General features: G+C 70.0%; 22 protein-coding genes. 3 read left to right on the top strand and 19 right to left on the bottom strand.

Annotated features, from left to right (window positions below):
- Nucleotides 1–21: 21 nt before the first annotated feature.
- Together M5C96_RS12175 and M5C96_RS12170 are read right to left on the bottom strand one after the other, a co-directional pair.
- Nucleotides 22–1,212 (bottom strand): YeeE/YedE family protein, encoded by a 1,191-nt coding sequence (locus M5C96_RS12175; protein ID WP_272569343.1) that lies wholly within the window; start codon nt 1,210–1,212, stop codon nt 22–24.
- A gap of 84 nt (nt 1,213–1,296) precedes the next feature.
- On the bottom strand, nt 1,297–2,268 hold the full coding sequence (locus M5C96_RS12170) for a sulfurtransferase (RefSeq protein WP_272569341.1): 972 nt from the start codon (nt 2,266–2,268) through the stop codon (nt 1,297–1,299).
- 187 nt (nt 2,269–2,455) lie between these two features.
- Here M5C96_RS12170 and M5C96_RS12165 point away from each other — a divergent pair, with 187 nt between their 5' ends.
- A complete protein-coding gene (locus M5C96_RS12165; protein WP_336297897.1) occupies nt 2,456–2,869 on the top strand; it encodes a c-type cytochrome in 414 nt (137 codons plus the stop codon).
- Between the two features lie 27 nt (nt 2,870–2,896).
- Here the strand turns inward: M5C96_RS12165 and M5C96_RS12160 are convergent, their stop codons facing one another.
- The 6 genes from M5C96_RS12160 to M5C96_RS12135 all read right to left on the bottom strand — a co-directional run bounded on the left by M5C96_RS12160 (nt 2,897) and on the right by M5C96_RS12135 (nt 10,150).
- Nucleotides 2,897–3,829 carry a CysB family HTH-type transcriptional regulator gene (locus tag M5C96_RS12160; RefSeq protein WP_272569340.1) on the bottom strand — a complete coding sequence of 311 codons (933 nt, stop codon included), beginning with the start codon at nt 3,827–3,829 and terminating at the stop codon, nt 2,897–2,899.
- A gap of 188 nt (nt 3,830–4,017) precedes the next feature.
- Nucleotides 4,018–5,088 carry a FecCD family ABC transporter permease gene (locus M5C96_RS12155; protein WP_272569339.1) on the bottom strand — a complete coding sequence of 357 codons (1,071 nt, stop codon included), beginning with the start codon at nt 5,086–5,088 and terminating at the stop codon, nt 4,018–4,020.
- Nucleotides 5,085–6,083: an ABC transporter substrate-binding protein gene (locus M5C96_RS12150; RefSeq protein WP_272569338.1), complete on the bottom strand. Its 999-nt coding sequence runs from the start codon at nt 6,081–6,083 to the stop codon at nt 5,085–5,087. The genes M5C96_RS12155 and M5C96_RS12150 overlap by 4 nt, the downstream gene beginning before the upstream one ends.
- Nucleotides 6,080–6,856: an ABC transporter ATP-binding protein gene (locus M5C96_RS12145; RefSeq protein ID WP_272569337.1), complete on the bottom strand. Its 777-nt coding sequence runs from the start codon at nt 6,854–6,856 to the stop codon at nt 6,080–6,082. The genes M5C96_RS12150 and M5C96_RS12145 overlap by 4 nt, the downstream gene beginning before the upstream one ends.
- Before the next feature lies 1 nt (nt 6,857).
- Nucleotides 6,858–9,029 carry a TonB-dependent receptor gene (locus tag M5C96_RS12140; protein WP_272569336.1) on the bottom strand — a complete coding sequence of 724 codons (2,172 nt, stop codon included), beginning with the start codon at nt 9,027–9,029 and terminating at the stop codon, nt 6,858–6,860.
- A gap of 392 nt (nt 9,030–9,421) precedes the next feature.
- Nucleotides 9,422–10,150 (bottom strand): nitroreductase family protein, encoded by a 729-nt coding sequence (locus M5C96_RS12135; protein ID WP_272569335.1) that lies wholly within the window; start codon nt 10,148–10,150, stop codon nt 9,422–9,424.
- 134 nt (nt 10,151–10,284) lie between these two features.
- On the opposite strand from M5C96_RS12135, the gene M5C96_RS12130 reads away from it, so the two are divergent.
- The gene (locus M5C96_RS12130) at nt 10,285–10,848 is read left to right on the top strand and encodes a TetR/AcrR family transcriptional regulator (protein ID WP_272569334.1); all 564 of its coding nucleotides are present in this window, start codon (nt 10,285–10,287) and stop codon (nt 10,846–10,848) included.
- A 36-nt stretch (nt 10,849–10,884) separates the two neighbouring features.
- Here M5C96_RS12130 and M5C96_RS12125 read toward each other — a convergent pair whose 3' ends face one another.
- The 11 genes from M5C96_RS12125 to M5C96_RS12075 form a co-directional block, all read right to left on the bottom strand.
- Nucleotides 10,885–11,136 (bottom strand): hypothetical protein, encoded by a 252-nt coding sequence (locus M5C96_RS12125; RefSeq protein WP_272569333.1) that lies wholly within the window; start codon nt 11,134–11,136, stop codon nt 10,885–10,887.
- Between the two features lie 242 nt (nt 11,137–11,378).
- Nucleotides 11,379–11,594 (bottom strand): TOBE domain-containing protein, encoded by a 216-nt coding sequence (locus M5C96_RS12120; protein ID WP_092743710.1) that lies wholly within the window; start codon nt 11,592–11,594, stop codon nt 11,379–11,381.
- Nucleotides 11,595–11,672: 78 nt separating this feature from the next.
- Nucleotides 11,673–12,497: an ATP-binding cassette domain-containing protein gene (locus M5C96_RS12115; protein ID WP_272569332.1), complete on the bottom strand. Its 825-nt coding sequence runs from the start codon at nt 12,495–12,497 to the stop codon at nt 11,673–11,675.
- Between the two features lie 4 nt (nt 12,498–12,501).
- A complete protein-coding gene (locus tag M5C96_RS12110; RefSeq protein ID WP_272569331.1) occupies nt 12,502–13,479 on the bottom strand; it encodes an aliphatic sulfonate ABC transporter substrate-binding protein in 978 nt (325 codons plus the stop codon).
- Between the two features lie 41 nt (nt 13,480–13,520).
- On the bottom strand, nt 13,521–14,384 hold the full coding sequence (gene ssuC, locus M5C96_RS12105) for an aliphatic sulfonate ABC transporter permease SsuC (protein ID WP_272569330.1): 864 nt from the start codon (nt 14,382–14,384) through the stop codon (nt 13,521–13,523).
- The gene (locus M5C96_RS12100; RefSeq protein ID WP_272569329.1) at nt 14,381–14,755 is read right to left on the bottom strand and encodes a VOC family protein; all 375 of its coding nucleotides are present in this window, start codon (nt 14,753–14,755) and stop codon (nt 14,381–14,383) included. The genes ssuC and M5C96_RS12100 overlap by 4 nt, the downstream gene beginning before the upstream one ends.
- A 15-nt stretch (nt 14,756–14,770) precedes the next feature.
- Nucleotides 14,771–15,934 carry an FMNH2-dependent alkanesulfonate monooxygenase gene (gene ssuD / locus M5C96_RS12095; protein ID WP_272569328.1) on the bottom strand — a complete coding sequence of 388 codons (1,164 nt, stop codon included), beginning with the start codon at nt 15,932–15,934 and terminating at the stop codon, nt 14,771–14,773.
- 19 nt (nt 15,935–15,953) lie between these two features.
- On the bottom strand, nt 15,954–16,139 hold the full coding sequence (locus M5C96_RS12090) for a hypothetical protein (RefSeq protein ID WP_272569327.1): 186 nt from the start codon (nt 16,137–16,139) through the stop codon (nt 15,954–15,956).
- 12 nt (nt 16,140–16,151) lie between these two features.
- Complete coding sequence (locus tag M5C96_RS12085; RefSeq protein WP_272569326.1) at nt 16,152–17,114, bottom strand: sulfonate ABC transporter substrate-binding protein; 963 nt, start codon at nt 17,112–17,114, stop codon at nt 16,152–16,154.
- Between the two features lie 147 nt (nt 17,115–17,261).
- Nucleotides 17,262–17,852, bottom strand: coding sequence for an NADPH-dependent FMN reductase (gene ssuE, locus M5C96_RS12080; protein WP_272569325.1), 591 nt, complete (start codon nt 17,850–17,852; stop codon nt 17,262–17,264).
- A 48-nt stretch (nt 17,853–17,900) separates the two neighbouring features.
- On the bottom strand, nt 17,901–18,923 hold the full coding sequence (locus M5C96_RS12075; protein ID WP_272569324.1) for a sulfate ABC transporter substrate-binding protein: 1,023 nt from the start codon (nt 18,921–18,923) through the stop codon (nt 17,901–17,903).
- A gap of 143 nt (nt 18,924–19,066) precedes the next feature.
- Here M5C96_RS12075 and M5C96_RS12070 point away from each other — a divergent pair, with 143 nt between their 5' ends.
- Complete coding sequence (locus tag M5C96_RS12070; protein WP_092743728.1) at nt 19,067–19,339, top strand: oxidative damage protection protein; 273 nt, start codon at nt 19,067–19,069, stop codon at nt 19,337–19,339.
- The last annotated feature ends 17 nt before the right edge of the window (nt 19,340–19,356 follow it).

Raw genomic sequence — 19,356 nt, 5'->3', positions numbered from 1 at the left:
CGGGGCCAAACACTTCAAGCATCAGCGGGCGGCCCGGCGCGCCCGCCATGCCTGCGCCCTCACCCCGCCCCAGACCGCCACGAACACCGCGGCCCCGAACACCCAGCCCGACAGCGCGCCGGCCATGCCTCCCGACAGCAAGGTGCCTACGGTGCATCCCAGCCCGGTCATCGCGCCCCAGCCCAGCAGCACGCTGCCGCCCAGTCCCCGCACGGCGTCGCGCCCGGTGGGCCAGCGCGGCGCGAACTGGCGGCTGGCCAGCGCCGCAATGAAGGCGCCCGCGACCAGTCCGCCGATCAGCACCGCGTTGGGCGTGAGCCAGGTCGCCTGCAGGGCCGTGGCGCATCCTGCCAGGCTGTCCAGGCCGTCGAGCCGGTCGGGGATCCACCCTTGCCCCTGCGCCAGCGAGCGGGCCGCGCTGCCCAGCGTCGCCGTGACACCAAGCGGCCGCATGCGCACGATCACGAAGGCACCGATGATCCCCACCGCCAACCCGCCCGCCCAGTACGGCCAGCGGCCCACCCACAATCGCCGCCATGCCTCGCGCAGGCCCGGCACGCCCGGGGGCGCGGCAGCGGCCCCGGGGGCCTCGCGGGCGAATCCGCGCCACAGCCAGGCGGCGATGGCCGCCAGCACGCCCAGTTGCAGCGCCAGCGCGCCGCCGTAGCCCAGGTGCGCCGGCAGCCACACGACCGGTGCGTCCGCCACGCTGGCGCTGTACAGCGGGTTCCAGGTGCGAAACCCCAGGATGAACCCGCCGGCCGACCCGATCAGTGCGAAAGGCGCGACGGGCGAGCCCTCCGCCAGCCGGTACCAGTGCGCGCTGATGCACGAGCCCGACACCACCATGCCGGCGCCGAACGCCAGGCCCGCGGCCACCAGGGCCATGCTCACCGGGCCGATGTGCATGTCCGCCGGCAATTGCCCGGCCGTGGGCACCGGCACCCAGCTGCCCAGTACGACGGTGTAGCCCACCGTGCCCACGGCCAGCGCCAGCACCAGGGCCAGCAGGCCGCGCGGGTTGCCGTCGGCGAACCAGTCGCGGGCATGGCAATAAAAGCAAAAGCGCGACCGCTGCAGCACCACGCCCAGCACCGCGCCCACCGCCAATGAGAAAGCCAGCGTGCGCCCGCCCGGCTGGGCCTGCAGCGCCAAGGCGGCAACCCCCACCGCGACCAGCAGTCCCCATGAAAACAGTCCCGCAACGCGCATGGCCAAAACCTCCGGACAAAAAAAAGCCCGCACACGGCGGGCTTGAAAAGAGACCCCCTACTGACAAACTGTTTTGGCCCGGCGTTACTTGGCGGCCCAGAGGGTGCCAGCCGGGTTGGTGATGGGCACGCCCACGGCGTTGCCGTATTCGGTCCACGAACCGTCGTAGTTGCGCACCTCGTAGCCCAGGATTTTGCTCAGCGCGAACCAGGTGTGGCTGGAGCGCTCGCCGATGCGGCAGTACGTGATGATCGGCTTGCTGCCGTCGATGCCAGCGGCGGCATAAAGCTTCTTCAATTCTTCGGCCGATTTGAACGTGCCGTCTTCGCGCACCGCCTGGCCCCACGGCACATTGGCCGCGCCGGGAATGTGGCCCGCGCGGACCGACAACTCGGGCACGCCGGCCGGGGCGAAGACCTTGCCGGTGTATTCGTCCGCCGAGCGGATGTCCACCAGCCGGGCATCGCTGCGCCCTTCGGCCACCGCCAGCGCGTCGGACAGCCGGGCCCGCAGCTGGGTGTTGACGCTGGCGACGCGGTAGGTGGTGGCTACGGGTTCGGGCACCCGGTTGTTCAGCGGCCGGTTCTCGGCCTCCCATTTCTTGCGGCCACCGTCCAGCAGCTTCACGTCCTTGACGCCGTAGATATCGAACACCCAGGCGCCCCAGGCAGCGAACCAGTTGCTGGTGTCGCCGTAGAGCACCACCGTGGTGTCCGGCGCCACGCCGGCCTTGGACAGCAGCGCCTCGAACGCCTCCTTGCCCACGATGTCGCGGCGCACCTTGTCGTTCAGGTCGGAATGCCAGGAGAAGTTGACCGCGCCGGGCACGTGGCTGCGCTCGTACAGGCCGGGGTTCACGCTGACCTCGATCACGCGGACCTTGGCGTTGTCCAGGTTCTGCGCCAGCCAGTCGGTGGTGACCAGCGGGCCCTGCGGCACCGGCGTGGCCGCGAAGGCGGTGCCGCACAGCGCGATGGCCGCGCCCAATGCCAGGGCATACAGGCCGTCGCGCCATGTCGGGAGGTGGCGTTGAAATCGCAGTGCTGCAGTCGTCATCCCTCGTCCTTTCGCTGGAGCGCCCACTGCGCCGTGCGGTGGGCTTGGAGCGAATCTATCGGGGCCGACGCGCTGGCCCAAGCGACAAGAACGCGTTTGGATATGCGCAAAACGGCAGGCCGGACAACGGAGGAGGTGCGTGGGCGCCATCGCCTTGCCCTGCGCGCGCACCGCTATGCTCGATGGCATGACGCACGCCCGTTTCCGCACCGCCATGGCCCCACGCACCCTGCCCCGTTCCGCAGGCCCGGCCGCCGGGCCGCGGCTGGGCTGGCACGGGGCCGTGATGGTGCTGGCGGGCCTCTGGCTGGCGAGCGCTGCCGTCACCGGCGAGGCCGCCGAGGATCGGCACCTGGGCCAGGAGCATGGCTGCATGGCCTGCCACGGCATGGTCCGCAAGCAGGTGGGGCCGGGGTTCGCGCAGATCGCCGAGCGCTACCGCAACGACCCGGAAGCGCCGGTCCGGCTGGCCGGCAAGATCCGCAACGGCAGCGTCGGCACCTGGGGCCGCGTGATCATGCCGCGCCAGGCGCGCATCACCGAGCCCGAGGCGCGGGCCCTCGCGCTGTGGGTGTTGTCGCAGCCTGCCCCGCCGCCCTGAGCGCTGGCGGGCCCGCTCTCGCCCGGCTCAGGGCGCGGGCGTCTTCATGGCGGCTTCCACCGCCTCGCGCGTGAGGGTGGGCACGAAGCTCTCGATGAAGCGGTAGGCATAGCCGCGCATCCAGCTGCCGCGCCGCAGGCCCAGGCGGGTCAGGTTGACCTCGAAGAGGTGGCGCGCGTCCAGCATGCGCAGGTGGCGGTCGCGGTCGGGGTCCACGGCGATGGAGGCGACGATCCCCACGCCCATGCCCAGTTCCACGTAGGTCTTGATCACATCGGCATCCATGGCGGTCAACACCACGTCGGGCGTCAGGCCCTCGCGCGAGAAGGCCTCGTCGATGTGCGCGCGGCCGGTGTAACCCAGCTCGTAGGTGATGATCGGAAAGCGCGCCAGTTGCTGCAGCGTGACGGGCTCGGCCTGCTCCAGCAGCGCATGCCCCGGCGGCACCACGATGCTGTGCGACCACCGGTAGCACGGCAGCGTGACCAGGCTGTCGTAACCGGCCAGCGCCTCGGTGGCCACGCCGATGTCGGCCTCGCCGGACAGCAGCATTTCGGCCACCTGGCGGGGCGAGCCCTGGTGCAGGTGCAGCGACACGTGGGGGTACAGCGCCCGGAAGTCGCGCACCACCTGGGGCAAGGCGTAGCGCGCCTGGGAGTGCGTGGCCGCCACGGACAGGCGCCCTTCCTGCGCGGCGCTGAAGTCCAGGCCGGCGCGCTTGAGGTTCTCGGCCTCCAGCAGCAGCCGCTCGACGATGGGAAGCAGCGTGGCGCCGGGCGGCGTGAGGCCCGTGAGGCGCTTGCCGGCGCGGGCGAAAATTTCAAGGCCCAGCTCTTCCTCCAGCTCGCGGATCTGGCGGCTCACGCCGGGTTGCGAGGTGTAGAGCATGGCGGCCACCTCGGTCAGGTTGAAGCCGCAGCGCACGGCCTCCCGCACGGAGCGCAGTTGCTGAAAGTTCATGCGCCGCCCCTTGCGGGCCAGGCGTCAGCCGATCGTGGAAGGCCTGGGGAAATGTCGGTTGCCACGGAGAGCGGTCGGATCACGGAGAACACCTTTCAGGGAAGCTGTCGCGATCTTAGGAGTCGGCCCTTCAAACCAGAAAGAATATATTTCCATGACTTAGGATCAAAAACATCTAATGATCCATGTCAGTCCGACACCCGACGCCGCAGCAGCGCCATCACGAACAGGGCCCCGATGCCCGCCGTGACGATGCCCACCGGCAACTCCTGCGAGCCCAGCAGCGTGCGTGCCACCAGATCGCTCGCCAGCAGCAAGCCCGCCCCAAGCACCCCGGCCAACGGCAGGAACGCAGCATGCAGGGGCCCCGACAGCCGCCGCGCCAGGTGCGGCACCATCAGGCCGACGAAGCCGATCACCCCGGCCAGCGCCACGCAGCAGGCCGTCGCCACTGCGGCCACCACGAAGGCCTGCGTGCGCAGCCGCTCGGGCGCGATGCCCAGGCTGTGGGCCGTGTCGTCGCCGGCCAGCAGCGCATCCAGCGCGCGGTGGCGGCGCCAGACGAACACCATGGGCACGGCCAGCCCCAGGCATGCCAGCCACAGGTTGTCCCACCGCGCCAGCCCCAGGCCGCCGAGCGACCAGAAGACCACGGCATGCGCCGCGCGCTGGTCGCCTGCAAAGACCAGCCCGTGCGTCAGCGCGCCGAATAAAAACGACACCGCCAACCCGGCCAGCACGGTCTGCGCGGGCCCCTGCCCGCCGGCGCGCCGCACCAGCAGCAGCACGGCGCCCGCCGCCACCGCGGCCCCGGCGAACGTGGCGGCCGGCAAGGTCCAGGCGCCCAGCCATTCGCCGGTCAACGTGATGACGGCCACGGCGCCCGTGGAAGCCCCCGAGGACAGGCCGAACAGAAACGGATCGGCCAGGTCGTTGCGCGTGGTGCTTTGCAACAGGCCGCCCACCAGGGCCAGCGTGGCGCCCACCAGCAGCGCCAGCACCACGCGCGGCAGGCGCAGGTCGCGCACGATGGCCTGCGCCATGTCACCCGCGGGCGCGCCGAACGCCCCGGCCCAGGGTCCCGCCAGTGCCACGGCCGCCTCGCGCCACGACACGGGCGCACTGCCCGCGGTGAGCGACGCCATGACCAGCAGCACCAGGGCCAGCGCGATCCCCACTGGGGCCGCGCGGCGCAGCGCGACCCGCAGAGGCACCGCGCTGCGCCGCGCGGTACGGGCATCCGCCCCCGGCGGCGTCATGGTGCCTGCCTCAGGGCGCGGGCCAGCTTTTCGATGGCGTCGATGTTGGCGGGCCCGGGCGTCAACTCGGCATAGCGCAGCGTGACGAAGCGGCGCTGGCGCACGGCGTCGGTCAGCCGCATGGCCGGGTGGGCCTGCAGGAGGCGCTGAAGGTGTTCCGGGCCCTGGCCGTTCTGGTAGTCCAGCAGCACGATGACCTGCGGGTTGCTCGCCGCGACCGTCTCCCAGGCGCTGGTTCCCCAGCTCATGGGGACATCGCCCAGCACGTTGCGCCCGCCCGCGGCCTCGATCAGGGCCGTGGGCATGGCGGCGCGGCCCGCGGTGAAGGGCTTGTCCTCGCCCGAGTCGTAGACAAACACGCGTGGCGGCTGCGGCAGCGGCGACCGGATCGCGGCCCGGACCCGCTCGCGCCATTGCGCGATGAGCCGCTCGGCCTCGGCACGGCGGCCGAAAACGGTGCCCAGGCGCAGCAGGTCGCCGTACAGCAGGTCCATCGTGGCGCGCGGTTTGTCGCCGAGCGTGTGCGCGCAGCTTTCGGTCAGGATCAGCGTCTGGATGCCGTGCGGCGCCAGGGTGGCCGGGGTCACCTCGCCCCCGGGCTGCATGCCGTAATACCAACCGGCGAAGAACAGATCGGGCTTGGCGGCCAGCAGCGTTTCCAGCGTGGGGTACTTGGGGGCCAGCTCCGGAATGGCCCCCAGGCTGCGCAGGAACGCCGCATCGGTCTTGTACCAGCCGGTGATGCCCGTCACGCCCACCATGGACGACTGCAGCCCGAGCGCCATCGCCATCTCGACCATGTTCAGGTCATGCACGACCATGCGCTTGGGCGGCGCGGCGATGCGCAGCGTGTCGCCGCAGTTGGGCACGGTGACGGGGAACCCCGGCACCGCACCCGCGCCCTGCGCCAGCGCGGGGCCCGCGCCGCACAGCACGCCGGCCACCGCCAGCGCCAGGGATCGGCCGGCAGCCCACCGCCGCAGCGCGCGCCTCATGCCGCCACCTTGCGCTCGAACGACCACAGCGTGCCGCCATGGCGCGGGTGCCGCGTGTGAACCAGTTCCATGCCGAACACGCCGGCCACGCGGTCGGCGCTCAGCGCCTCATCGGGCGGGCCGTCGGCCACCAGGGCGCCGCGGTCCAGCATCCACACCCGGTCGGCGAACGAAGGCACCAGGCCCAGCTCGTGCAGCGCGGCCACCACCGTGATGCCGAGCCCGCGTACCAGGGCCAGCAGGTCGGCACGTGCCGCGAGGTCGAGGTGGTTGGTGGGCTCGTCCAGCAGCAGCAGCGCGGGCTGCTGCGCCAGGGCGCGGGCCAGGTGCACGCGCTGGCGCTCGCCGCCCGACAGGGTGGACAGCGCCCGATGCGCCAGGGAGTCGACCGCGCAGGTGTGCAGGGCCTCGTCCACCGCCCGCGCGTGCTCCGCGCGGCCGGCATGGTGCTGGTGGGGCAGCCGCCCGAGGGCGACGTAATCGTGCACGCGGAACGCGAGGTCGGCGGTTTCGGTCTGCCCCAGCACGGCGATGTGCCGCGCACGCTCGGGCGCCGGCCAGGCGGCCAGGTCGTGCCCGAGCACGCTCACCCGGCCCTCGGTGGGCACGGCCCGCGCGCCCAGCAGCCTCAAAAGCGTGCTCTTGCCCGCGCCGTTGGGGCCGACCAGGGCCACGCATTCGCCGCGGGCCGCGCTGGCGTTCACACCGTGCAGCAGCGGGCGCCCCTGCGGGGTGCGAAAGCCCAGGCCCTCGGCCCGCAGCAGCGCCTGCATGTCACAGCGTCCAGCGCAGGGCCAGCTCGAAGCTGCGCGGCGCGCCCAGCAGGATCTGGTCCGGGTAGAACGGATCGGCCCAGGCCGCGTACACGCGGTTGGTCAGGTTGCGCCCGCGCAGGGTCAGCTGCACGCCGCGGGCCACGTCCACGGCCACGGCGGCATCCAGCGCGGTGTAGGCTGCCAGCCGCACGGTGTTCGCATCGCTGTGGAACCGCTCGCCCACATGCCGCAGCGAGGCCGATAACTGCACCGGAACGCCGGCCACGAACCGGTAGCCCACGCCGGCATTGGCCACCACGCGCGGGGCGTTGGGCGGCGTGTTGCCGGAAAGAGAGCCGCCACCGGCCAGCGCGTAGTCCTGGTAGCGCGCGCGGTTCAGCGCCAGGTTGGACCACAGGCTCCAGTGCGCATCGGGCCGCAGCGCCACCGAGGCCTCGGCGCCCCGCGACTGCAAGGCCCCCGCCACGGCCAGCGACTGCCCGCCCTGCGCGGCATAGACGTTGCGGCGCTCGGTGTCGTACACCGCGAAGGTCCATTCGCCGCGGTCCTGCCAGAACGACTGCTTGACCCCGGCCTCCACGTTGCGCGTGCGGGTCAGGTCCAGCGGCTGCGTGCCGCGCAGCAGGAACAGGTTGTTGGCCGCCACGTCGGCGCCCGTGGCGTACTGGCCATACACGGTGGTGCCGGCGGCTGGGGTCCAGGTCAGGCCGACGCGCCCCGTGGTCGGGTGCCAGGCCTTGTCGAACGGAAAGCCGGAGCGCGGCGCACCGGCGGCATCGGTGGAGGTGCGTGACAGCTCGATGGATTCGTGCCGCAGTCCGCCGAGCAGCATCCAGCCCGGCGCCACCGAGAACCGGTCTTCCAGCGCGAGCACCGTGTTGCGCACGCCGCTCGTCTGCCATTGCCGGGTGAGCGGGCCGTAGGTGCCGCGATCGGGGTTCACCAGGCTCACGCTGTCGCCGGGGAAGTTGGCCGCGCCGGGGCGGGTCAGGTCAAGGTCGCTGTATTCGAGCGCCACCACCCAGCGGTTATCGCGGCCGGCGATCTGGCCGTCCCACTGCAGCTCGGTCTTCTGGCCCACCGAGGTCTGGTCCTGGGCCACGTAGAAGCGCTCGCGGTCCACCAGGCCGGTGCCGGCGTTGAACGCGGCGATCTCGTTGTTGAACCAGGTGCGCGTGGCCGTGTAGCGGTAGATCTGCGTGCGCAGCGTGAAGGCGCTGTCGATGCGCCAGTCCATGCCGGTGCGCAGCCAGGTTTCGCGCGCGTCGTTGCGGTTGTCCAGCACGTTGTAATTGGTGCGCAGCGTGCGCCGGTCGATCGCGACCGGGCCGAGCGCGCTGCCGTTGAAGCCCGACGTGTAGGTGCCGGACACCACGCCGCCCTCGGGCTCGATGCCGGGCGCGGCGGCGGAAACCAGCGGCGTTCCCCAATAGCTGCTGCCCCGGTCGCGCTTGACCTCGGCCGCCACGAAGAACTTGAGGCCGGGGCGCACATGCCAGTCCAGCCCGCCCGACAGGTGGCGGTTGTGCTGATGGGTGCCTTGCACGGGGCCGTCGCTGTCCGAGCCGCTCAGGTCGATGCGGTAATCCAGGTCCTTCCAGGCGGTGGTGCCGCCGGAACCCAGGCGGACGCGGCGCTCGCCGAACGAGCCGGCCGCCGTCTCGACCTCGGTCTGGACCGGGCCGCGGTGCGGCGCGCGGGTGACGAAATTCACCGCCCCGCCCGAGGCGCCCTCGCCCGACATCAGGGAGGCCGCGCCTTTCAGGAATTCGATGCGCTCCAGGTTGGCGGTGTCCATGACGCGCGAGGTCATGTTGGGCGGACCGATCTTGATGCCGTTGTAGAGCGTGTTGATCTGGCTGTTGGCAAAGCCGCGCATCGAAAACGCACTGGGCTCGGCCGGAAAGTCCCCGGCCGTCACGCCCACGGCGGCCTGGGCCGCTTCGGTGACGGTGCGCAACCCGCGTTCGCCCAGCACTTGGCGCGAGACCACGTCGATGGACGCAGGCGTTTCGCGCACCGACAGGCCCAGGCGGGACGCACCCTCGGCCGGCTGGTCCAGCGCGCCTGGCGTGGCATGCTCCTTCACGACCACCGTGGGCAGCGCGGCGGTGCTGCCGCCCTCCTGGGCCATGGCGCCGGGCGCGGACAGCGCCAGCAAAGGGGTCAACCAGAGGGAAGCTGTCGGGCAGAGCGGTCGCATGATGGGATGGAAAAAGACAGGGAGCGGCCGCTGAGAGCGAGGCCGGCGTGGACGGTGGAAAAAGGCAGGCCCCGATGCGCGCGAGCCGTGCGGATGCCAAGGCCGCCGGCGGCCGGGGCAGAGCGCCACGGCGGGATCACAGGGAAAGGTGCCGCAGTTTAAAAGGGGATGAGGGTGGCCGAAGGTGAATTTATTTACTACTGCAACTGAGTTGCAACAGCGAATTCTAGACCCAATAACGCAACTTATATGCGTTATTAAAAACTTCCATGCCCTGTGCCTGAACAAAGCCCAAAGGCGAGCCGCCCTTCTCCGGGCCGGCACAGTGCATGCCGGCCACGTGGCCGTCCCCCTTTCTCTCAATGGGCGACGACCGACTCCGCCAGGGGCAGGCGCCAGCGTTCCTCGATTCGGGCGTCATCGGCGCGGTAGCCCAGTGCCACGACGAGCGGGATGACGGTGCCGCGCGGCAGTCCCAGCAGCTTGGCGACGGCGGATGCGGAGAAGCCCTCCATGGGGCACGAGTCGATGCCTTTCGCCGCCGCGGCCAGCAGCAGGGTCTGGGCCGCGAAGATCGCATTGCGGGCGGCCCACTGGCGGCCGCCGATGTGCCCCACCGGCAGCAGCGACAGCGTGGGGCGCACCCAGGCGGCCAGCAGCAGCCACGGCGACCACAGCACCGACGAGCCCGTACCCAGGATCCGCTGGAACATGCCGATCTGCTTGCGGTAATAGGCCTTCGATTCCGGCCCCAGCCCGGTCGATCGTTCGACATGGTCGAGCTGCGCCTGGGCGGTGCGCCGCCCGATGGCGGGACTGGCGGCGAAGACGACGAAATCCGCGGCCGATGCCGCCGCCTTCTGCCCGTTGCAGGCCTGTGCGAGGCGGGCTTTCACGGCCGGGGTGCGAACCCAGTGCAGCTCGTAGGGCTGCATGTTTCCGCTGGACGGGGCGAAGGTGGCCTCGCGCAGCAGGGCCCGGACATCCGCTTCCGGAATCGGTGTGGGCCGGAATCGACGGATCGCCCGGCGAAAGCGGTTGGCGGCTTGGAAGGCATCCCAGGGATGCAGCAGGTCTTGTGTTTTCATGCTTTAAATCGTAAGTTAAAGCTTTTATTTCCGAAACTCGCGTTCCCATGCCGTCCCCGCGCAAAAGCAAAACCGCTGCCACGCCCCGCAAAATCCCGGTCCAGGCGCGCTCGCGCGCCACCGTGGATGCCATCATGCAAGCCGCGACTTACATTTTGACCAAGGTGGGCTGGGCAGGATTCACCACGAATGCCATCGCAGAGCGCGCGGGCGTGAACATCGGCTCGCTCTACCAGTTCTTTCCGAACAAGGAGGCGGTGATCGCGGAACTGCAGCGGCGGCATGCCGTCGAGACGCGCTCCGACCTGCGCAAGGCGCTGCAGGTCCTGCCGGAGCAGCCCTCCCTGCGAAAGGCGCTGACGGTGGTCGTCGAAATGATCGTGGAGGAGCACCGCGCCGCGCCCGCCGTGCACAAAGCCATCTACGACGAACTGCCCCGCACGGTACGCGGCCTGGAAGAAGACAAGCACCAGCTGCGCGGGGAATTCCTGGAGGTGATCCGGCCGCTCATGCAGAACGTGCCGGACCCGGACCTGGCGACCTACCTGGTGGGCGTGGCCGCGCATGCGGTCGTGCACACCGTGACCGCGGAGCGGCCGAAGTTACTCGGCGACCCCCGCTTCGCCCCGGAGCTGGTCACCTTGCTGGAGAACTACCTGTGCCGCACCGCGCCTTCGCAGCGGGACGAAAACGCCTGAGGCAGCCGCTTCGCTTCGCCGCGCCGGGCGTGCGCCCTACCAGCGCCGGCCCAGCGGCAGGTAGCGCAGGATGCTGGCCAGGCCCTGGCGCCCGCTGGCGGCCCGCACCAGCAGCGCACTGCCCAGCGCAGAGCCGACGGTGCGCCGCAAGGGCGAGGGGCTGCGGCGCGAGGCCAGCAGCAGCGCGGCGCCCGCGCCCAGCACCAGCCAGTGCTCGCCCTGGAAGCCAGGGCGCCGGTCGTCGTACCGCTGGAGCCGCTTGAATGATTCGATGGGAGAAGGATTCATGGGAGTGCCTCGTTGGAACAGGCCTCGACGCTACCGAGGCACCGCACGCAACGGTGTCGGAAAGTGCCCGCACGGATGAAGGCGGACACGCCGGGCGCCCGTACCGCAGCGCGCGCCCACCGGGATCGCCCCGCCATGAAAAAGGCGGCCCGCAAGCCGCCTTCCAAAACAGATGCTACTATTTTTATAGCACAATGCCCTAGTGAATCATGCGCCGGAGCCGTTTTTGGCCCCGATGCCCTTCACAGCTTGGCGATCGACACCTCGGTGGATTTGACCAACGCCACGACGTCGGAGCCCACGACCAGGCTCAGTTCATCGACCGAGCGCGTCGTGATGACGGAGGTGACGATGCCCCAGGGCGTCTCGACATCGACCTCGGACACGACGTCGCCGCGGACGATCTCGCGCACTTTGCCCTTGAATTGATTGCGCACGTTGATGGCTTGGATGGACATGGTTTTCTCCTTGAAAAGTCCGGGAACGGAAAACGGTGGGATCGAAAATCAGGGAACGGAACGATGGAAGGCGGCGCTTCAGACCGCCCAGCGCAGCCCGTGCGCGGGAATGCCGGGCCAGGCCGGATCGGCCGGCGGGTCGGCGTCGGGCTTTTGCAGCACGCGGTCGAGGATGCGTTTTTCGATGGCGGCAAAGGCGGCATCGCCCTGCGAGCGCGGGCGGGCCAGGTCGATGCGCTCGTCCAGCGCGATGCGGCCGTCTTCGATCAGCACCACGCGGTCGGCCAGGGCCACGGCCTCCTGCACGTCGTGGGTGACGAGCAGCGCCGTGAAGCGATGGCGCTGCCACAGCCCCTCGATGAGGCGGTGCATCTCGATGCGGGTGAGCGCATCCAGCGCGCCCAGCGGCTCATCGAGCAGCAGCAGGCGCGGCTGGTGCACCAGGGCGCGCGCCAGGGCCACGCGCTGGCGCTGCCCGCCCGACAGCCGGGCCGGCCATTCGCCCTCGCGGTCGGCCAGGCCCACCTGCGCCAGCACCTCGCGGCCCCGCGCCTGCGCGGCCTTGGGCAGGCCGATCGTCACGTTGTCGAGCACCCGGCGCCAGGGCAGCAGCCGGGCTTCCTGGAACATGATGCGCGTGTCGTCGTGCAGGCCGGCCACGGCCTGGCCGTCAGTGGTGAGCGTGCCGCTGCTGGCGGCCTCCAGCCCGGCCACCAGCCGCAGCAAGGTGCTCTTGCCGCAGCCGCTGCGGCCCACGATGGCGATGAATTCGCCGGGTTCGATTTCCAGCTGCGCGTTGCGCAGCACGTCGCGCTGGCCGTAGCGCTTGGACAGGCCGCGCGCCTGCAGGCGCACGCCGCCGCTGGCGGGGGATGCAGAAGAGGAAGGTCGGGCGTCAGGCATGGGGTCAGGCTCCGGGCTTGAACAAGGGAACGGCCAGGGCATCCACCCGGCGCGGGATCAGCTTCTCGGCAAAGAAGGCATCGGCGATGCGCTGCTGCTCGGCCAGTCCTTCGGGCACCACGGGCCGCACGGAATAGCTGCGGCGGCCGTTGGCCTGCTCGATGACGGCCGCATCCAGGCCCCACACGGGCGCCAGCAGCGCGGCGGCCTCCCTGGGGTAGGCCTTGGTCCAGCGGCCGGCCTTTTCCAGTTCGGCATACAGGGTGCGCAGCACGTCGGGCCGCGCCTGGGCGAACCGGGTGCTGGCCAGGTAGTAGCGCTGGTACGACGCCAGGCCGGTGCCGTCGGCCAGCACCCGGGCGCCGGACTGCTGCCGCGCGGCCGCGAGGAACGGGTCCCACACCACCCAGGCATCGATAGCGCCACGCTCGAAGGCGGCCCGGCCGTCGGCGGGCGTGAGGTAGGCCGGCTCGATGTCCCTGAACGACAGGCCGGCTTTTTCCAGCGCGGCGATCAGCAGGTAGTGCGCGCCCGCCGCCTTGGCGAAGCCGACCTTCTTGCCCTTGAGCTCGGCCACGGTCTTGAGCGGCGAGTCCGCCCGCACCAGGATGGCCTGGGCCGTGGGCGACGGTGCCTCCTGTGCCACGAAGGTCACGCGGGCCCCGGCGGCCTGGGCGAACACCGGCACGGTGTCGGCCACGTCGGCGCTGAAGTCCAGGTTGTCGAGGTTGAGCGCCTCCAGCAGCGGCAGGCCGCTCGTGAACTCGTGCCACACGGGCTGCACACCCAGCGGCGCGAGCTGCTTTTCCAGCGTGCCCTGCACTTTCAGCAGCGCGGTCAGCGTGGACGACTTCTGGTAGCCGATGCGCACCACGGACGGCGCAGCGCCTTGTGCGGCGGCCAGCCCGGTGCCGCCCAGCGTGGCCGTGGCGGCCAGCGCCGCCAGCACCGTGCGGCGATTGGGGGAATGGGAAAAGGTCATGGGCGGTTTCTTTCTTTCGGTCAAGCGCACGGCGGACGGGTTCAGGACTTGGCCTGGTAGCCAGGGTGCCAGCGCAGCCACCAGTGCTCCAGCCCGCGGGCGAACACATCGGCCAGCTTGCCGAGCAGCGCATACAGCAGGATGCCCACCAGCACGATGTCGGTCTGCAGGAACTCGCGGGCGTTCATGGTCAGGTAGCCGATGCCGGCCTGGGCCGAAATCGTCTCGGCCACGATCAGGATCACCCACATCAGCCCCAGCGAAAAGCGCAGGCCCACCAGGATGGACGAAAGTGCGCCGGGCAGGATGATTTCGCGGTACAGCTGCCAGCGCGACAGGCCGTAGGTGCGGCCCATCTCGATCAGGCCCGGGTCCACGTTGCGGATGCCGTGGAAGGTGTTCAGGTAGATCGGGAAGAACACCGACACGCTGATGAGGAACAGCTTGGCCGACTCGTCGATGCCAAACCACAGGATCACCAGCGGAATGAGCGCCAGCGCCGGGATGTTGCGCACCATCTGGATGGTGGAGTCGAGCAGCGTCTCGGCCAGCCGCAGCGAGCCGGTGAGCAGCCCCAGCACCAGCCCCAGGCCGCCGCCGATCGCCAGGCCCGCCAGGGCACGGCTGGCGCTCACCTTCACATGGGTCCACAGCTCGCCCGATTCGGTGAGCGTCCACGCGGCCTTGACCACGTCCAGCGGCGCCGGCAGCACGCGGGTGGACAGCCACCCCAGGGCGGACGCCACCTGCCACAGCGCGATCAGCGCGACCGGCACCAGCCAGGGCAGCAGGCGGCGCCATACGGCGGCCACCAGCTGCACCAGCGGCGCAGGCAAGGCGCCCGCCGGGCCTTCGGGCGACTCGGGCAGGGGCGAGACCTGCAGCTCTCGTACCGTATCGGTCATGCGTCGTACCTCGGTTCGTTGTCGGGTTCGAGGAACTCCAGCTGGTTGCCCGCCGGGTCCTTCACATAAAAGCGCAGGTAGCCGGGCAGCGCCCGGTTCTCCACCAGCGGCAGCTCGGCCTGCAGCAGCCGCCCGCGCAGCTCGGGCAGGTTCTCCACTTCGAACGCCAGGTGGGACACGGCAGGCGCCGGCTGCCAGCGTTCGGTGGGCACCAGCTCGATGCGCTGCGCGCCCGCGGCAAAGCGCAGGATGCTGCCGATGGGGTGGATCAATTCCGGCAGCCCCAGCAGCGTGCTGTAGAAGTTGCGGATCTGGCCCTCGGCGCCCGCCGGAAAGGCCAGTTGCACATGGTTGATGGAATGGATCGCCATGGTCTGCCCCGCCGCTCAGCTTTGCGACGCGCGCGGCGCGTACTGGTTGCCCACGACCTCGCCGAATGGCCCGCCGGGCGCGCCGCCCGCGAGCTTTTCCTGCAACGCCAGCGGCAGCAGCGGAAACACCAGCTCGGCAAAGCGGTACGCCTCTTCGAGGTGCGGGTAGCCCGACATGACGAAGGTGTCGATCCCCAAGGCGGCGTACTCCTTGATGCGGTCAGCCACGGTCTGCGGATCGCCCACCAGGGCCGTGCCCGCCCCGCCGCGCACCAGGCCCACGCCGGCCCACAGGTTGGGGCTGATCTCCAGGTCGGCCCGGGAGCGCCTGGCCCCGCCCGCATGCAGAGCGGCCATGCGGCGCTGCCCCTCGGAGTCCATGCGCGCGAACACGGCCTGGGCCTGCACCACGGTTTCGTCCTTCACGCGGCTGATGAGGCTCTCGGCCGCGGCCCAGGCCTCGGCATCGGTCTCGCGCACGATCACGTGCAGGCGGATGCCGAACTTCACCGTGCGGCCCAGCCGCGCGGCCTTCTCGCGCACATCAGCCACTTTCTTGGCCACTTCGGCGGGCGGCTCGCCCCAGGTCAGGTAGGCCTCCACCTGTTCGGCGGCCAGATCGTGCGCGGCGGCCGAGGAGCCGCCGAAGTACACCGGCGGATACGGCTTTTGCAGCGGCGGGAACAGCAGCTTGGCGCCCTTGACCGAGAGGTGCTTGCCCTCGTAGTCGAAGGTGCCGCCGTCGTGGCTGCGCGTGAGGATCTCGCGCCAGATGCGGATGAATTCAGCCGACTGCTCGTAGCGCGCCGCATGGTCGAGGAACACGCCGTCGCCTTCCAGCTCGACCTGGTCGCCGCCCGTCACCAGGTTGATCAGCAGCCGCCCGCCCGAGAGCCGGTCGAACGTGGCCGCCATGCGCGCGGCCAGGCTGGGCTGGTGCAGGCCCGGCCGCACGGCCACCAGGAACTTGAGGCGGCGCGTCACCGCCACCAGGCTGGAGGCCACCACCCACGGGTCTTCGCACGAGCGCCCGGTGGGAATGAGCACGCCTTCGTAGCCCAGGCTATCGGCCGCGACGGCCACCTGCTTCACGTAGTCGTGGCTGAGCTGGCGCGCGCCTTCGGTGGTGCCCAGGTAGCGGCTGTCGCCATGGGTGGGAATGAACCAGAACACTTGCATGCGATGACCTCGTCGTCGTTCAGTAGGAAATGGCGAAAAATGGCGCCCGCGCCACGGCCCGGCGCCGGCGAGCAGCCCGGGGTGCCGGGGCGAGCGCCAGCACGCGGGCGCTTTCGCGCGGCGCTGCCAGGCCCCAGGCCTGGGCGGTCACGCCCAGCACCCGGCGCACGCGCACCTGCAAAGGGGTTGGGAAAGGTGCGGACATGGGTGCACCCTTTCAGAGCAGGTCCACCGGAGCGGCGTCCTGCAGGTTGAGCTTGCGGGGGATGAGCTTCAGGTCGAAGAAGGTGTCGGCGATCACCTGCTGCTCGGCCAGGATGTCGCGCGACACCAGCGAGGTGCCGTAGCCCGCCCGGCCCACGAACAGCTCGGTGACGGCGCGGTCCAGCCCCAGCACGGTGGACAGCTCCGCCGCGGCCTCGGCCTTGTGCGCGGCGATCCACTTGTCGATGGCGTCCACCTCCTGGATGGCGATGCGCAGCACGTCGGCGTTCCTGGCGGAATAGTCGCGCGAGGAAAAGTAATAGGCGCGGTTGTTCGCCACGCCCGTGGCATCGGCCAGCACGCGGGCCTGCAGCGTCTTTTGCGCGGAGGCGAGGAACGGGTCCCAGATCACCCAGGCGTCCACGGCGCCTTTCTCGAAGGCCGCCCGCGCATCGGGCGGCGCAAGGAAGACCGGCTGCACATCGCGGTAGTGCAGGCCGTGCTTTTCCAGCACCTTGACCAGCAGGTAGTGCACGTTCGAGCCCTTGTTGAGCGCGACGCGAAGACCCTTCAGTTCGGCCACGCTCTGGATCGCCGAGCCTTTGGGCACGACGACCGCCTCCAGCTGCGGGCGCGGCACCGTGGCCCCTACGTACACCAGCGGCGCGCCGGCAGCCTGGGCGAAGATGGGGGGCGCCTCGCCCACGTCGCCGAAGTCGATCGAGCCGACGTTCAGCGCCTCCAGTTGCACCGGGCCGGCATTGAACTCGGTCCAGGTCACCTTCACGCCCAAAGGCGCCAGGCGTTTTTCCAGCGTGCCACGGGCCTTGAGCAGCGACAGCCAGCCCTTTTGGTGGCCCACACGCAGGACGCGGTCGCCCTTTTGGGCAAAAGCGGGCGGCAGGCCGGTGGCCAGCACGGTGCCGAGGCCGGAAACCACCATCCGGCGGCGCAGGGAAGAGAAATTCGAAGTCATGCGATCGGTCTTTCTGGCGAGGTCCACCGGGTGCGGGCGGCGATGCAGCGGCCTGCCCGCGGCGAGCGGGTTCTCAAAAAATGGGGAAGGCTTGGGGAGGCGCGGACGGCGGGGGCCGACCCACAGGCCGGCGCCGCCCGGGGCGCATCAGACGCTACATCGCACCTGGGAGAAATGCACCGGCGCGAACCGCGTGGCCTGGGCCGGCGCGGGCCGCAGGGTTTCGGTGATGAGCACGTTCACGGCGTCGTCCAGCCGGGAGGAAACGTCGTGCCCCACCTCGTAGGCGCCCTCGGGCGTGAGCGTGACCTGGGCATCGGTGGCGTAGATGCCCGGCAGGATGTGCTTGGCACCCAGCGACTGCAGCACCGGCCGCAGTGCGTAGTCCAGCGCTAGCATGTGGTGGGCGCTGCCGCCGGTGGCCAGCGGCAGCACGGTCTTGCCCTTGAGCGCCGTCTGCGGCAGCAGGTCGAGAAAGACCTTGAGCACGCCGCTGTAGGCCGCTTTGTAGACGGGCGTCGCCACCACCAGCACGCTGGCCTCGGCCACACTGTCCACCGCGTGGGCGATGGAGCGGTGGCCCGTGTCCGCCAGCAGCAGCGCCTGGGGCGACAGGTCGCGGATGTGCAGGCGCTGCACCAGCGCACCGCGCACCGAAAGGCGCTGCGACACGGTATCCAGCAGGGCGGCGGAGCGGGAACGCTCCGAGGGGCTGCCGGCGATCAGGAGGACGGACATGGAATGGGGCTTTCTAGCGCGGGCGGATTGGCAAGAGCGCCGTCGTCTTCACTTCTTGGTGTAGATCTGGTCGAAGCTGCCGCCATCGGCGAAGTGCGCCTTGTCGGCCTTCGCCCAGCCGCCGAAGGCCTGGTCGATGGTCACCAGCGTGAGCTTGGGGAACTGCTTGTCGTACTTGGCCTTGGCCTTGTCGCCCGTGGGGCGGTAGAAGTTCTTGCCGGCGATGTCCTGGCCTTCGTCGGAATACAGGTACTTGAGGTATTCCTCGGCGACGGCGCGGGTGCCCTTCTTGTCCACGTTCTTGTCCACCACCGCCACGCTGGGCTCGGCCAGGATGGACAGCGACGGCACGACGATCTCGAATTTCTCGGGACCGAACTCCTTCAGCGCCAGGAAGGCTTCGTTCTCCCAGGCCAGCAGCACGTCGCCCACGCCGCGCTGCACGAAGGTGATGGTGGAGCCGCGGGCGCCGGTGTCCAGCACGGGCACATTGCTGTACAGCTTGGCGACGAAGTCCTTGGCCTGCGCATCGCCGCCGTACTTGCGCTTGGCGAATTCCCAGGCGGCCAGGTAGTTCCAGCGGGCGCCGCCGGAGGTCTTGGGGTTGGGGGTGATCACCTGCACGCCGGGCTTGGCCAGGTCGTCCCAGTCCTTCAGGCCCTTGGGATTGCCCTTCTTCACCAGGAACACGATGGTCGAGGTGTAGGGAGCCGAATTGTGCGGCAGGCGTTTTTGCCAGTCGGCCTTGACGAGGCCGCCGTGCGTGACGAGCGCATCGATGTCGCCGCCCAGGGCCAGCGTGGCCACGTCGGCATCGATGCCGTCGATGATTGAGCGCGCCTGCTTGCCGGAGCCGCCGTGCGATTGCTTGATCGCCAGGTCCTGCCCGCTCTTGGCTTTCCAGTGCTTGGCGAACGCCTGGTTGTATTCGACGTAGAGTTCCCGGGTGGGGTCGTAGGACACGTTCAGGAACTGCACCGGCTGGGCCAGCGACGGCAAAGCCGTCAGGGCCATACCGGCCAGCAGGGCGGCGGCGAGAGGAAACTTGATAAAGTCGCGGCGAACGTTCATGAGAGGCTTTCTTTTGTGGAATGCGGTCCGGTGCAAATCACCGATGCAACGCATTCTGAAAGTCCCTCTTCAAAACTGGAACTACTGAAATTTCAGTTTTAAATACCCAAAACATCTAAACCATCCTTCCAGGACCCTTCCCCATGGCACGTACCGTTCAATGCATCAAACTCGGCAAGGAAGCCGAAGGCCTCGACTTTCCCCCCTACCCCGGTGACCTGGGCAAGCGCATCTGGGAGAGCGTCAGCAAGGAAGCCTGGGCCGCCTGGCTCAAGCACCAGACGATGCTGGTGAACGAAAACCGCCTGAACCTGGCTGACGCCCGCGCCCGCCAGTACCTGGCCCGGCAGATGGAGCAGCACTTCTTCGGCGAAGGCGCCGACGCCGCCCAGGGCTACGTGCCGCCCAGCGCGTGAACCGCCGGGAATGAACC

Origin of the sequence: Acidovorax sp. GBBC 1281 (genome assembly GCF_028473645.1) — a bacterium.
GTDB lineage: Bacteria > Pseudomonadota > Gammaproteobacteria > Burkholderiales > Burkholderiaceae_C > Paracidovorax.
This window is presented reverse-complemented; position numbering and strand designations above follow the sequence as displayed.